This is a genomic window from Phytohabitans aurantiacus, assembly GCF_027923225.1.
Classification (GTDB): Bacteria; Actinomycetota; Actinomycetes; order Mycobacteriales; family Micromonosporaceae; genus Phytohabitans; species Phytohabitans aurantiacus.
The window spans coordinates 25,546-39,702 of the sequence record NZ_BSDI01000062.1 but is presented as its reverse complement, the minus strand read 5'-3'; the positions used below and the strand labels follow the sequence as shown (position 1 = coordinate 39,702).

The following is a 14,157-nucleotide window of genomic DNA, read 5'->3' as shown; positions in this document are numbered from 1 at the left end:
CGCCTGACTCACACCCTCTGACCGGTGCAAACGCCGAATCTCGGCCCAGTCCTCCACGCTGATCACACCCCAAGCCGTACACAGGGTGCTCAGGTTTCACCCGCCGACTACGGCTCAGTTTTCACGCGGCGTCGACAGCCGTCACCGGTTTCCAACGCCCGTTCGGGGTGGTGAAGTGGCGGCGGACGTCGTTCCACCTCCAACGGTGCCGTTGGCTCAGCCACCGGATCACCCGTTGCCAGACGAACCTAGCGAGGGTGGACAGGGTGTGCTTGCACACGGCATGCCGGAAGTAGTTGGCCCATCCGCGCATGACCTGGTTCAACCTGGTCAGCACGAACCCGGGATTTCGCTGCGTGGTCCGCCTGGTCAAAGCGCGGACCTTGTCCTTCAACGACCGGACCGGACGGTCTGCGATGAAGGTGTAGACGTACCACTTCCTCGTGCCGTACTTGCGGCGCCACTGGATGCGGAACCCCAAGAAGTCGAACCCGTCGCTCATGTGCACGATCCGGGTCTTGGCCGGTGACAGCCGCAACCCCAGCGGTTCGAGCACCTGCGCAACGTGTCCCTGCAACGCCTCGACGTCGTTGCGGGTGCCGTGCACGAGTACGACGAAGTCGTCGCAGTAGCGGACGACTCGCCACGTCGGCTGGTCCTTGCTTCGACGTCCGGCACGGCGGCTGGGCGTGCTCATCGTCCCGTCGGACAGCCACGGTCCGTGCAGGTCTTCGTCCAGCACTGTCATGGCGATGTTGAAGATCAACGGTGACAGGATCCCGCCCTGCGGCGTGCCGGTAAGACTGTCGCGAACCTCGCCGAACTCCGTCAGGATTCCGGCCTTGAGGAACGCTTTCACCAGCAACAGCACCCGCTTGTCCTTGACCCGCTTGCGCACCCGTTGCATCAGCGCGGGGTGCGAGACCCGGTCGAAGGCCGCCTCGATGTCCGCGTCCAGGACCCATTGGTAGCCGTGGGTGCCATAGAAGTGGATCTCGGCGATCGCGTCATGCGCCCGTCGGCGGGGCCGGAACCCGTAGGAGACCGGCAGGAAATCGGCCTCGAAAATGGGCTCCAGCACCAGTTTCAGTGCCGCTTGGACCACCCGATCCGCGATCACGGGTATCCCGAGCTTGCGGACCTTGCCTGACCCGCCCGGTTTGGGAATGGTGTGCTCCCGCACTGGCAACGGCCGAAACGTTCCCTCCCGCAAACGGGCCCGCAGGTCGGCGAGGAACTGCGCCACCCCGATCTTCTCCTCGACCAGCATGGCGGTCACACCGTCTACGCTGGGCGTGTTCGCGCCATGGTTGCCCGCGACCCGGTCGAACGCCACGCTCAGCGTCGCCGGGTCACACACGAGGTTGAACACGTCATCAAATCGGCGGCCGTCCTCGGCCGCCGCCCAACGGTGAAGCTTGGCCTGCATCTCCGATACCCGCCGGACCGGTCCCATCGGCACCGGATCCGCGCCGGCGCCGGTATTCACCAGCGCGTCTTTCGGCATTGCAGCCTCCACACCCCTCAACTTCCGCTGCCGTCCTTCCCCATGTGACCGGCTCTCCCGGCCTCGGAGTACTACGACGGCTCCGCCCCGTCCCGGCCTGTTCAATCGACGGTGGACTCAGCCCATGAGCATTCACGCCGGATGCGCGATGACGGGCGTTGCCGAGACGGTTCCCGTGTTCACTGTGGTTCGCTCGACGAAGGAGGAGCCCGACTTTGCCCCTGCGGCATCGCCACGAGTACGCCGCAGACTTTCTCGTGGCCTCCCGACCAGCCCATGAATCCAGCCCAGGAGTTCTCTGTCCCTAATCAGGGCAGATGCGCACCGCGCCCGGCCCGTATCCTCCAGATTTGAGCCGGTAGAAGAATTGAGGGGCGTAAAACGCCGGTTCCTCGCGTGCTCCTCTCCGACTCGCTTGCCGGACCCACACCATCTGGTGGTACTGGCATACCCCGGCTTTGTCAGGGCCGCTTGCCACCCTCCCCGGCACCTCCCGGATCAGGCTGCCCTCAGCTTCAACCGCCTCGCTGCGACAAGACGACGGCGATGGTCTCTCACCACCACACGAACCAACAGCGCCTCACGGCGCACTCATGGAGTTCTCTACGCTCCCAGACACCTTCGAGGACCTCACCCGCGATGTCAGCATGCCCGATCCGAGTACTGTCCGCGGTCACCGCCCCCACCGACACCCTGGACCGCCAGATAACCACGGGTGAACAAGCTGGTCTGCTGCACGCGTTGTCCGCTGTGCCGGATCCCCGCAGCCCGCGCGGACTGCGCTATCCGCTTACCGGGCTGCTCGCGGTCGCGGTGTGCGCGGTGATGGCCGGCGCGTCGAGCGTGACCGCGATCGCCGACTGGCTGCATGATCTGGACGACATCGCCCGTGCCCGGCTCGGCTTCCTACGCGAAGTTCCCGCCGCGACCACGGTGTGGCGGCTGCTGATCCGTCTGGACGCCGACCAGCTCGCCACGATCCTCGCGGCCTGGCTGCGTACCCGGACCAGGCCGGTGGACAGTGCCCGGCAGCCGCGGTACCGGCAGGTCATCGCGATCGACGGCAAAACCCTACGAGGGGCCCGCCGCGCCGACGGCAGCCAGGTGCATCTACTGTCCGCGTTGGACACCAGCACCGGCATCGTCCTGGCGCAAGTCACCGTGAACGCGAAGTCGAACGAGATTCCCGCCTTCACACCACTTTTAGACGCCGTCGAACGCCTGCTGGGCAGCCTGAAAGACTTGATCTTCGTCGCCGACGCCCTGCATACGCAGATCAGCCACGCCAACGACATCGCCGCCCGGGGTGCACACCTGCTGATCCCGGCAAAGGGCAACCAGCCGACCCTGCACACCCAGCTCAAGACCCTGCCCTGGGCCCAGATCCCGGCAGGGCACCAGACCCGCGAGACCGGTCACGGCCGCCGCGAGACCCGGACTGTCAAGGCCGTCACCGTCACCACCCCAGGCGGCATCGGCTTCCCTCACGCCGAACAGGCAATCCGGATCACCCGGACCCGCACCAGCACCAACAGCGGCAAGACCACCCGCGCAACCGCGTACCTGACCATCTCGCTGACCGCCGCCGACGCCCAGCCCGGCGACCTGCAGGACTGGATCCGCCGCGAGTGGCTTATCGAAGCCCTGCACCACATCAGGGACGTGACGTTCCGTGAAGACTCACATCAGGCCCGGATCGGTAACGGCCCAGCCGTCATGGCAACCCTGCGTAACACCTCAATCGGTTTCCACCGAACCAACGGCGACACCAACATCGCCCGCGCCACACGACGCGCCAACCGCCGTCCCCACGACCTGATCACCGCCGTGACCAGCAGCAGCCCGAGAATGCAATGACCCTGGCCGCGGGTGCCCGCGAACGCGACGAATTCCCCGGCCACTGTCGCATACACCCGCACTGTCGACGCCGCGCGGTCGGCGGCCCGCATCCACGCCTGGAACCGGGCGACCACCTCGGCTCCTCGCCGACCAACTTGTCCACCGACCGGGAGTAGCACCGCCCCGTGGACCGCGTATTCGCCTAGCATCTGCCTCGACGTGCTCACGGTAGCGGCTCTCCACGATGCCGGATTCGAAGCCGCGCTGGGCGAGCCGGAGACCACTCGGGCCAGAGCCGACGATGCCGATCTGAGTTCGCATGGCGACGATGGCGGGGCCGCGACGGCCACCGGTCCTTCGTTACGCCCAGTGAAAGACGCCGTCCACAAACATGAGCGGGTCGCGTCGATGCGGGCGGCGATGCCTTCGGCCGTCAGCCGGATGGGTGGGGCGAGTTGGCCGGTTCGACGCGGATGCTGTGCACGACAGCTCCGACCGCGGCGACAGGCCGGCCAGCGTGGCCGAGGATGGCGACGGCAATCGAGCAGGTGCCCAGCGTCATCTCCTCATGGGTGGCGGCGTAGCGGCGTTGTGCGGCCTGCTCATGTCGGCGCTGAGCCGGCCCGGTTCGACGACGGTGTAGCGGGTGGGCCTGGCAAGAGGCCGGTGAGGTAGTCGCGCCGGAAGTCGGGCTTTCGTGGGCGAGCAGCGCCTTGCCGACGCCCGTGGCGTGCAGGGGTAGCCGACCACCGAGGCGGGAGATGATCGGCACTGACCGGTGACCGACGAGTTTCTCGGCGTTGAGAACGTCGTCACCGTCGCGGACAGCGAGGTGCACGTTCTCGCGGGTTACCTCGTAGAGGGTTTGCAGGAACGGCAGGGCGATTTCTCGTGGTCGCAAATGCAGCGCGCCGAGAAGTCCAACCTCCCACAGCCGTTGTCCGATCTCGTAGTGGCCGTCGTCGCGGAGGCACAGACCCCGCCAGGCCACGAGTTCACCGACCAGTCGGTGGGTGGTAACCAGGGGCAGCCCTGCGCGGCGGGAAATCTCCGACAATGACAGGCGCGGGGTGGGTGACGTCGAAGGAGTCGAGAATGGCGAGCAAGCGTGAGGTCACCGACTGGCCGGGGTCGTCCAGTAGCGGTTCGAGCATGGCGAGACCCGCCGCGGGTTCGTGGGCCATCGCGACGGCGACGGCGTCGTTTAGCGTGACGGCTGGACCCGGCGCAACCCGGCTCAGCACGTCATAGAGCAGGCTGATCTGGAGCCAGTCGGTCGGTCTGCTTACACGTTGCGGCCTCCGCGTTTACGGCGCCGATCGCGGCCTGTGGTTGGAACCTGCCCACGTGGCCGCGGGGCAGGGTTTGTTCCAGCAGGTCGACGCCTTCTTTGATCAGGTCGTGCTGCCACAGTGAACGGTCCTGCTCGGCAAGCGGCACGAGGTCAGCTGCGGTGTCGACCCGGGCGGGCGATCGGGCGTGGGCTGGACGTCGTCCCGTGTCGCCGGCCAGGGCCGGCGTGCAGGTCGTCCCGCACTGTCGGCAGGGCCACGTTCACCGCGTTTTGGTCGAAGCCGTACATGAACGTGGCGGACAGGATCACCGGAAGGATCAACCACATGCTGGACTGGAGATTTCTGACCACAGAGGGTGATCCGGCGTTCGACGCAGCGGTCGCGGCGTCGAACTTCGACATGTATGGGCCCGAGGCACTCAAGGCCCGTCCTCTCGCCGGCGCCGCCGCCCGCCCGTGACGGCGTGTCGCCACGCCATGCACGCAGCATAGACACGGCGGTCAGATCCAGCGTTGTAGCCGCGGGGCGCGCGCCGGTCAGGGCACCTTCTGTTTGTCGGTCGGTGGAGGTTGAAAGACGGTCCAGTGGTGGAACTGGGCGCGCTGCCGCGGCATGTGCTCAAAGAGGCCACGTTCTACGCGCGATTGGCTGCCCCGTTGCTGGCTGTTGTCGCAGTATGAGCGCACCGGTGGAAGGGCCAGGTCAGTCCGAGGGATCGGCCTGCCGCGCGGCGGTAGCTGCTAGCGCAGCCTCGATCCGTAGTCCGATCCCGATCAGGACGATCAGAACGGCCAGGACGAACGGGCGGTCGGAACCAGCGCTGGCCAGTGTGAGCAGCGTGATGAGCAGTCCGATCACGATGGCTGCGGTCCCCAGGTTGCGCAAGGTGACAACGAACGGCATTCAACGAGTTTGGCAGCTCATCGAAGTGCCGTGGGGGCTGTCGGTACGAGCGCATTGCGAGACCGTGCCGTGCGGCGTTGCCTCTACGAGTTCTGCCTCGAAGCCGGTAGCGACCGATCGTCAGCCTGTTCCCGCTGGACTGGACGCGACACCGCGGTAGGGCACATGCCCATCACAACCTTATGGAGCCGTTCCGCAACGAGCGCAGGTGACGCAGCATCTGCTCGGCCAGGGCATGCCACAGCCGATGCGGCCCCATGTGGGCCAGCCCCGCTCGAAGACAGGCCGCTTGACGACGTCGCTGACCCGATCCGCGCGGATCGGTGCGCGGGGAGCTCGATCGATCAGGAACAGATGGCGATCGTCGAGCCAGGGCTGGGCGTCGGAAAGTAGGCGACCACAGCCTCACCGACCTCGACCGGCAGTGGGAGCCGGTCCTCGCGCCGTCCCTTGCTCCGGACGACGATTTCACCACTGCGCCAGTCGAGATCGTCGAGTAGCAGCCGGGCCATTGTGACCAGCATCGGGATCGCGTAGTCGCGCATCTCGACCGCACTGTCGCGCGGGCACCGCAGCAACAGCTGAAGGTCGGACGCCGCCTCCCTCACGCAGCTATGAGTTTGCGCATGGCGTCAGCTACTCCTCGTCTCGTTATACGGGTGATCGGCCGGTCGGGGTCGACCTCAGACACGCTGACGCTCGTCCCGTTGCCGGATGAGTTCCTCGACCGCGCTCGGCAATGTTGTCTCGAAATCGATCAGCTTGGCCCAGGTCGGGGTCACGATGATCCGGACCATGCCGTCGTGGTATAGCGAACGCACCCCGGCCTCCCATTCGACCCGTTGCTCGGGCGTCATCTCGTAGGTGCTGGTGGGCTGGAGGTACTCGTCCGGGATGCCGTCGACGAAGTCCAACTCGGCTCGGCCTCGGATGAGCAGGATCTTGGGTGGGTGCACTTCGGTGTCGATCGTCAGAGCAACCGCTGGGTTCGCACGCAGGGCCGGCAGCTTCGGCGCGTTCTTCGCGGTGCACATGACGATCTCGGAGCCGTTCCAGGCGAACGCGATCGGGACGTTGCGCGGGGTGCCGTCCTTCGCGATGTAGGCCAAGCGGGTCAGGTCGCGAGCCAACAGTTCCTGACTGATCGGCCGGTTCAGAATCTCGGTGATTTCGTTCGGGCGCATCGTCGTTCTCCTTCGTTGCTGATCATTGGGGGGCGGTGGCCAGAGCGCTTCATGGTCAAGCCGGTGTTTCACTGAGCTGAGGTGCCGTGAGGTCTGTGCGTGTAGCGCGGCGCAGCGCGATCCGGGGATCGGACAATCGCAGGCCGGGGCTGAGCATGGCGGTGACGGCGAGGGATGCCACCGCCAGCATCGTCATTGCCGTACCGACGGGCAGGAACTGGGCGGTCAGGCCCGCGACTGTCGCCCCGATCGCCTGCATTGCCTTCATGCCGTTGGCGTGCAGTCCTAGAGCCTGGCCACGCGCCTCCTCGCCGGTCAGCGTGATCAGCCGCTCCTGCAGAAGCAGTGTCGAGGCGAAACCCGTCGACGCGAGGGCGACCGCGCCTACCATCACCGGCAGGCTCAGCGGGAGCATGAATAGCAGATATGGTGCCGCGAGCAGGAACCGCAGCGGAGTGACGAACCGCTGCCGCAGTTGTGGTGACAGGAATCGTCCGGCGGCCATGTCGCCGAGCAGCATGCCCAGCGCCGCGGCGACGAACAGCGTGGCAGCGGCATGTGGTGCATACGGCACGAACAGTGCTTCGCAGCCCACCACCAGCCCGTTGGGTATCCACATCGACAGGTAGACAGCCCACCGCGCTCGCGTCGACAACAGCTCCCGGTTGACGCGCCACGTGATCGCGACGGACGGACGGCCGGACGCCCGCGGCCGCCGAGACCGCAGCCCCAGACGGAATACCAGCGCCGAACAGGCCGCCAGTGCCGCACCGATGACCAGTGAGGTCCGCGGCGACACCACCACGAGGAGGGCGCCGCCCAGTGCAAATCCGGCCACCTGCATCGCGCCGACCGACACGTTGAGTACCGACCGGCCCAACACGTACCCGTCGGGCGGGAGGATCTCGCCGAGCAGGCCGTACAGCACCCCGGCTCCGATCGAGGTGATCACGCCCTGCGCGAAGATCACCGCGAACATCGCCGGTAGCGGCAAGCCCGGCGTCGCCAGCAGCAGGCCGGTCACCGCGGCGGCGAGAGCGCCCAGGGTCATCGCGGCGCGTGGCGGTACGCGGTCGGCCACCGACAGGAGCGTGGTGGCGCCGATCAGCCCGGCGAACGACGGCCCGAACATGCTCAGCGCCGACAGCAGCGGGGATTCCGTGCGCGCGTACACCAGTGTGGCGAGCGCGAGCCCGGCCAGCGTTGTCCCGGCGACCCGGGCGCACGACGCGCCGAACAGCGACGCGAACTCCGGCGTGCGGAACAGTTCCCGATAGGTACGCATGCCAGACAGTCTCGGCATCGCCGGTCCCGCCAGCGTAGAGTTTCGCGGGGAGGCGAAACGTGGGCGTCTGGTTGGTCGACGCGGACGTCCTCGCCGGCAGCCGGTTTCGGATCTCGGCGCTGGCTGAGACCGTCGCGGTGTTGGGCGTGCTCGCGGGGGCGTGGCCGCACCGTCCCGGCCAGTTGGCCAGCACGGCTCAGCAGCGGGCAGCGTTCCGGGCCCGCATGGCCGACGATCCGGTCGGCCGCGCGTTCCTGAAAGCCGCCATACTGCCTGGTTGGCTGACCGACATCCTCTGCCCTCCGCCGGAGGACGACGAGCACACGTTCGACGATGAGATGCAGCGGATCCGTACCGCGCCGGCCGCCGCGCTGCGCGCCGACCTGGCCGGCGACGACCCCACACTGGACGTGCCAGACCTGGCGGACCGGATTGCCGCCGTACTCGACTGGGTGTGGACCGAGGCGGTCGTGCCTGACTGGCAACGCCGGGAGAGGGCGTTCGAGGCGGACATCATCGCGCGGACCCGGCGACTGAGTACCAGCGGATGGGCGTCCGCTCTGGACGACATGCGACCCAACATGCGATGGCTGGGCGAAGGACGAATACAGATCAACGCCTACGACTATCCACCGCGGGACCTGACCGCCGGGCAACTGTTGTTCATTCCCAGCACCAGCGTGCGCGGCTGGGTCGGATGGCGTCGACCGCACCGCTACTCAGTGGTCTATCCGTGCGGCGGTCTGCTTGCCGAGGGCGGAACCACCGCGCCCGGCGCCCTGCGCCGCCTCATCGGCCCGGCCCGCGCAACCCTGCTCAGCCTGCTGGACAACCCGATGAGCACTACCCAACTGGTATCGGTGACCGGCTTCGCCATCGGCGCCGTCGGCAACCACCTCAAGATCATGCTGGACGCACAACTCGTGCGCCGCCGCCGGGCCGGCCGGTCGGTCCTCTACTACCGCACACCCGACGGCGACCGCCTGATACGTATCGCCACGGACACCGATACACCACCCGGATGAACAGCATTAGCGCGCCAACCATCGGCACGCCCGACGCGGGGACTGTAAAACTTGACAAGTCCCCCGACGTGAGCTCGTCGAGCGTTGTCGCAGACTGGTTTCGAGCTCGCTCGACGTTCTCCTGGTTGTGTTTGGGGGCGGTGGGTTGGGCGGACATCGCGAGCATGTTTGTTTGCGGCGGTGTCTGAGGTCGGGGTGAGCACCAGCGACCTGATGGCGATGTCGGTGCGTGGCAGCGGTCGGATCTTCGGGATGGCCGTGTTGAGCCGGCCGCCCAGGTCGGCGTCGACGTCGAGTGGCTTTGCCGGGGCGATGACGACGGGGAGCAGGGCCCTGCATGGCGGCGATGTCGTTGATTGGGTGGTTGACTCCGACTGGGTTCGTGGGCGTTGGAGAAGGTGCGTAGCAGGCCGTCGGATCCGGTCCGGGCATGGGAGAGCAGGAACCTCGCGGCCCCGGCCATGATCGGATAGTGGGCGGACAGGAACGAACGGTCGTCGGTCGTGAGGTAGCTCTGCCAGATCCACAGGCCGATCTCGGCTCCGGTGGTCGCGTGTCGGGCGTTGTAGTTGGCCGGGATCTCTGAGTCGCACGAGGCGTTGCTGGCCGCGCTGAATCCGGCGCAGTAGCCGTTGCCGTTCAAACGCTGGCGTCGGTGTTGACTCGACCAAGCACGATGTTCGGCGGGCGGGCGACCCCGGCGGCGTCAACGACGAGGCGGCCGTTCTGCCACGCGGTGGTCGAGCCAGCCGGCGGCGGTGAGGTGGGCGGTGCCGAGGTCAGCGGTGCGTCGATGAGGTACTTGCCCAGCGGGCGCACAGGCCCTCGCACCACGCGGGGTCCGGCCTAGCGATCGCCGCGCCGCCACCATGTTGCACCCTGGTGCGGTGGACGAGGTGACGAAGTTGGTCGACCGGATCTGGCGCGGGCATGCGGCCAGCATGCTCGGTGCGCTCAGCCGGCGGCTGGGCGACTTCGACCGGGCCGAGGACGCGCTGGCCGAGGCGCTCAAGCGCTGGCCCGACGAGGGCGTGCCGGACAGCCCGACCGGGTGGCTGGTCACCGTGGGCTGGGGTAAGGCGCTGGACCGGCTGCGCCGCGACGCCGCCGGGCGGGAGAAGGCGGCCCGGATGGCCGCCGAGCCGCCACCGGAACCGGGCGTCGACGACCGTCTCGCCTTGATCTTCGCGTGCTGCCACCCGGACCTCGCTGCGTTGCCTGGCCCTACGCGCAGTCCGCACACTGGTCGATCTTCAACCGGTAGCCGGCATGGTCGGCCTCCGGTGGCTGTGGCTCGATGGGCTGGCCATGGACCGGCTACCCGACTTCGGCAGCAGGACCGAGCTGATCCGGGTCGATTGCACTAACATGCGCTTCATCCGCTGCCCGAGCCGATCACCGACCCCGCTGCAATCACGCGTCTGCGCATCCGCCGACACGATCGACTCGGCGGACTCCTCCACGAATACGAACACGCCGCCTGAGCTGCGCGGATGAGACTATCGGCACGCACAGGGTTAACCGGTGATCCGGTCCGTGCGTGGCACCAGTGCTGAGCCAGAGACCTTGGGCCGATCGACGAGCTGGCGGAAGTCGGCCGCCTGCTCGGCGACGCAGCGGGAGGGCTACTGCTGCCGGTGGCCCGCGTACGATCTTTGCGCAGACGGCGTGGTCGTCCACCGCAAACATGGCCACGTCGTCCTCCACCTCGCCGAGGAGCCGAGACGAGCCGACGACGGTGCGTTGCGGCCTCGCCCCGGAGAGCACTTGGCGTCTGCGACGGCTGGGCTGAAGGCGCAAGGTCGGTGGCGTAGCCGACCACGAGTACGTCACCGGCCCGACCCGCGTGGACCTTCGCACAATGAGCGTTGAGCACGCCGACAACTTCCACCGAACGACCGGTCTGGCGCGCTTTCAGCGCTGTGGGCCTCGTCGCCCGTTGTCTGGTCGGCCACAGCCAGGACGGTGTGGGCGCGTCTCTCCAGGACCTGATATCCGGCTTTGCCGGCCAACTCCAGCGCGCGGCCTGCGTAGACGCGCGCATCCTCGTGGCGGCCCCAGCCGAGATACGCCTCACCGAGGCCTACCAGTGCGACAGTTTCGTGGTAGCGGATCGTGGCCTGTTGTCCCACGTCCACGACGTAGAGGTGTGCTTCGGTTGCGCGAGCGTAGTCTCCGAGTCGGGTGTAGACAGTGCCGAGGGCGTTTCGCACCTCAGCGCGCGCCCGGGCGTTTGCGTTGTCCTTGACCATCCGCCACGCGCGGGTCACCGCGTCGAGGGCGAGATCGAGCCGGCCGGAGTCGCGATGGATGTGGGATATCGTCGCGAGGGCTTCGGCCTCTGCCATGGGCATGCCGAGCCGACGCCGCATGTCGAGAGCATCGTTCGCGTTGCGGAGCGCCTCGTCGAGGTCACCTAGTCCGTGTTGCGCGGCGGCGAGGTTGTTCAGGGCTGTGGACCTGGCAGGCGACGAGGGGGAGCGGAATGCGAGCGAGCGGTGAGCCTGCTCCGCAGCCTCCCGCAGACGGCCCAAACAGCGGAAGATCTGGCTGAGATTGTTGGCGTTTGCGGCCTCGCCCTCGACGTCACCGGCGGCCCGGTATGCGGCGAGCGCCGCTTCCAGGCGTGTCAGCGCTCCCTGCTCGTCCCCCGACTCGCAGTAGACGATGGAGAGGTTGTTCTCGGCGCTCCCCACACCCTGCATCCACCCCACCCGCCGGCTGAGCACGATCGCCTCGTCGTAGTGGAGCATCGCCTCCGCGTATCGGGAGTGGACGGTGGCGAGATCGGCCATGCAGAGCCGCGCGGACGCTTGGCCGTGCAGGTCACCTTCCTGCGTCGCGGCGGTGAGCGCGGCGTGTGCGGTTACCAACCAGTCGGAGAGGTTTCCGCTGTAGATGAAGTATCCGCGCAAGGCGTCGGTGAGCAGCCACGCGATCCCGCGAGGTCCGCGCTCGCTCACGGAGACGACAGTCGCGACGAGATTGGCGCATTCGGCATCGATCCAAGCGGTGGCGTCCGCCGCCGTGCCGAACACCACCTTGGATCGGTCGGCCCATTGCGCGGTAGCCGGCAGACGGTGGATATTCGGGTAGGCGAGTTGGGTGGCGCCGGCCGTTACCTTCAGATACCAAGTGGCCAGCCGTTCCAGGGCGGCGGCCCGAACTGCGGGGTTGTCCTCGTGCTCCGCCTTCGCGCCGGCGTGCCAGCGCAACAGGTCGTGAAAGCCGTACCTGCGCGGTCTGCCCTCCTCTACCAGATGTGCCGTGGCCAATTGTTCCAACGTTCTGGACGCGGTGGCGGTGTCCACATCCGCCAGCGCGGCAGCGGCCTCGGCGGTGATATCCGGACCCGGCGCCAAGGCCAGCAACCGAAACAGCCGCCGCGCGGCGGGCAAGAGGCGCGTGTAGGACAACTCAAGCGCGGCCGACACGGCCGACTCGGTGTCCATCTGGAGCATGCCCGGATCCCCCCGCAACTGGTCTACATATTCCGTGATTGCCCACTGTGGACGCGTGGCTAAGCTGGCGGCCGCCACACGTAGCGCCAGCGGCAGGTAGGCGCACAACCGGGTCAGCTCAAGCGCCGCTGCTAGCTCCGCCGCGACGCGTGTCTGCCCGAGCATCGCGACGAGCAACTCTCGTGCGTCGTCCGGGCGTAGCCGATCCAACGCCAGGTGCAGCGCACCGTGGTTGGCGACCAGGCTGGTCATCCGCTTCCGGCTGGTCACTACCGCCAGGCAGTCGGGCGTGCCCGGCAGCAACAGCCTCACCTGCTCAGCTGATCCGGCGTTGTCTAGCAGGATGAACATCCGTTTGCCCGCCAGCGCGGATCGGTACAGGCCGGCAGCGGCGTCCTTCTCCGCGGGGATTCGCTCGGCCGGCACGCCCAAAGCGACCAGCATTCGGGTCAATGCCTCTAGCGGGCTCATCGGTGCGGCCTTCTCGAAGCCGCGCAGGTTCACGTACAGTTGGCCGTCCGGGAATCGCGCTGCCACCCGATGCCCGAAGTGGACGGCGAGGGCCGTCTTGCCGACACCGGCTGTGCCCGCGACCGCCACCACCGCAGCGGCCGGACCTGCGTCGTGCGCCAGCAGCAACTCGTCGAGCCTGGTCATCTCGCTGTCTCTGCCGACGAACCCGGGCACCGCGGCGGGCAGTTCGGCTGGCACCTCGCGCGCCTGCCTCTCTCCCGCAACCTGTGTCGCCGCGCGGGATGGCGCGGCTGGCGCCGGAGGCGGAAGCGACGGCGGTTCGAGCTCGTCGCGTAGGACCGCCTGGTGGAGCCGCCGTAGCGCCGGGGTGGGGTCGATGCCCAGGTGTTCCACAAGCCACGACCGGGTCCGCTCGTACGTGGACAGGGCCTCGGCTTTGCGACCGGCGCGATAAAGACCCGTCATGTACAGTTCCGCGAACCGTTCCTGGGCCGGCTGCTCGGCCGTCAGCCGCGCCAACGTGGGCAGCGCCTCCTGGTGTCGTCCCAAGTGGACGAGTGCGGCCATCCGCTGCTCCTGTGCTCTCAGCCAAAGCGCGTCGAACTCCGAGGCCACGCGCTCGCGCAGCAGCGGATCGGCGTCGTCGCCCAGCAAAGGGCCGCGCCACAGCTGCGCGGCCGCGTCGAGCAGGTCGATCCGTACTGCCGGGTCGGCCGTCGCGACGGACTCGTTGACCAGCCGCCTGAAGCGATGTATGTCGATTAGATCAGGGTCCACCTTCAATAGGTAACCAGCCCCGCTGGTGGTCAGTTGCGCGGCGCCTCCCGCGGTGGTTAATACCGCCCGCAGCCGCGCGATGTGGCTGTGTACGGTGCGTCGCGCGTACGCGGGCGCCGCCTGCTCCCACAGCAACTCGATCAACCGGTCGACCGGTACGACCCGTCCGGCCTCCAGCAACAGCAATCCGAGCAGGCAGCGCTCCCGCCGACGGGCGATGGGCCGCGCACGGTCACCGATGATCACTTCGACCGCGCCGAGCACCCGAAACTGGATCTCCGCACGGTCATCGGCGCATCCATCATCCACCCGAGCCCCCCGTGAACCTCGTGGTCTCCATCGATGTCGCACTCTGTGTCGTATTGTATTTACATCGCGACAATGCAATCCGCAGTCGGTGAGCCGAC

Annotated in this window: 13 protein-coding genes; 4 read left to right on the top strand and 9 right to left on the bottom strand. The window is 67.6% G+C overall.

Annotated elements, in window-relative coordinates; translation table 11 throughout:
- Window positions 1-121: 121 nt before the first annotated feature.
- Complete coding sequence (gene ltrA / locus QMG73_RS38625) at window positions 122-1,507, bottom strand: group II intron reverse transcriptase/maturase (RefSeq protein ID WP_281903972.1); 1,386 nt, start codon at window positions 1,505-1,507, stop codon at window positions 122-124.
- A gap of 639 nt (window positions 1,508-2,146) precedes the next feature.
- Between ltrA and QMG73_RS38620 the strand changes: the two genes are divergently transcribed.
- Entirely contained in the window at window positions 2,147-3,364 is a 1,218-nt protein-coding gene (locus tag QMG73_RS38620) for an ISAs1 family transposase (RefSeq protein ID WP_281903970.1), read from the top strand.
- A gap of 415 nt (window positions 3,365-3,779) precedes the next feature.
- Here QMG73_RS38620 and QMG73_RS38615 read toward each other — a convergent pair whose 3' ends face one another.
- A complete protein-coding gene (locus tag QMG73_RS38615) occupies window positions 3,780-4,337 on the bottom strand; it encodes an IclR family transcriptional regulator (protein ID WP_281903976.1) in 558 nt (185 codons plus the stop codon).
- A gap of 254 nt (window positions 4,338-4,591) precedes the next feature.
- A complete protein-coding gene (locus QMG73_RS46250) occupies window positions 4,592-4,786 on the bottom strand; it encodes a hypothetical protein (RefSeq protein WP_309299576.1) in 195 nt (64 codons plus the stop codon).
- A gap of 179 nt (window positions 4,787-4,965) precedes the next feature.
- Between QMG73_RS46250 and QMG73_RS38610 the strand changes: the two genes are divergently transcribed.
- Window positions 4,966-5,100, top strand: coding sequence for a hypothetical protein (locus tag QMG73_RS38610; RefSeq protein WP_281903969.1), 135 nt, complete (start codon window positions 4,966-4,968; stop codon window positions 5,098-5,100).
- A gap of 243 nt (window positions 5,101-5,343) precedes the next feature.
- Here the strand turns inward: QMG73_RS38610 and QMG73_RS38605 are convergent, their stop codons facing one another.
- The 4 genes from QMG73_RS38605 to QMG73_RS38590 all read right to left on the bottom strand — a co-directional run bounded on the left by QMG73_RS38605 (window position 5,344) and on the right by QMG73_RS38590 (window position 8,013).
- On the bottom strand, window positions 5,344-5,544 hold the full coding sequence (locus QMG73_RS38605) for a hypothetical protein (RefSeq protein ID WP_281903967.1): 201 nt from the start codon (window positions 5,542-5,544) through the stop codon (window positions 5,344-5,346).
- 344 nt (window positions 5,545-5,888) lie between these two features.
- A complete protein-coding gene (locus tag QMG73_RS38600; RefSeq protein ID WP_281903963.1) occupies window positions 5,889-6,152 on the bottom strand; it encodes a site-specific integrase in 264 nt (87 codons plus the stop codon).
- Window positions 6,153-6,227: 75 nt separating this feature from the next.
- The gene (locus tag QMG73_RS38595; protein ID WP_281903962.1) at window positions 6,228-6,728 is read right to left on the bottom strand and encodes a pyridoxamine 5'-phosphate oxidase family protein; all 501 of its coding nucleotides are present in this window, start codon (window positions 6,726-6,728) and stop codon (window positions 6,228-6,230) included.
- A 55-nt stretch (window positions 6,729-6,783) separates the two neighbouring features.
- Window positions 6,784-8,013: an MFS transporter gene (locus tag QMG73_RS38590; protein WP_281903960.1), complete on the bottom strand. Its 1,230-nt coding sequence runs from the start codon at window positions 8,011-8,013 to the stop codon at window positions 6,784-6,786.
- Window positions 8,014-8,072: 59 nt separating this feature from the next.
- On the opposite strand from QMG73_RS38590, the gene QMG73_RS38585 reads away from it, so the two are divergent.
- Window positions 8,073-9,038, top strand: coding sequence for a helix-turn-helix domain-containing protein (locus QMG73_RS38585; RefSeq protein ID WP_281903959.1), 966 nt, complete (start codon window positions 8,073-8,075; stop codon window positions 9,036-9,038).
- A gap of 639 nt (window positions 9,039-9,677) precedes the next feature.
- Here the strand turns inward: QMG73_RS38585 and QMG73_RS38580 are convergent.
- A complete protein-coding gene (locus tag QMG73_RS38580) occupies window positions 9,678-9,857 on the bottom strand; it encodes a hypothetical protein (protein ID WP_281903957.1) in 180 nt (59 codons plus the stop codon).
- Between the two features lie 68 nt (window positions 9,858-9,925).
- Between QMG73_RS38580 and QMG73_RS38575 the strand changes: the two genes are divergently transcribed.
- On the top strand, window positions 9,926-10,405 hold the full coding sequence (locus QMG73_RS38575; protein WP_281903955.1) for an RNA polymerase sigma factor: 480 nt from the start codon (window positions 9,926-9,928) through the stop codon (window positions 10,403-10,405).
- A 462-nt stretch (window positions 10,406-10,867) separates the two neighbouring features.
- On the opposite strand, the gene QMG73_RS38570 is transcribed toward QMG73_RS38575, so the two are convergent.
- Window positions 10,868-14,059, bottom strand: a complete 3,192-nt coding sequence (locus QMG73_RS38570; RefSeq protein ID WP_281903954.1) for an AfsR/SARP family transcriptional regulator — start codon at window positions 14,057-14,059, stop codon at window positions 10,868-10,870.
- Between the last annotated feature and the right edge of the window lie 98 nt (window positions 14,060-14,157).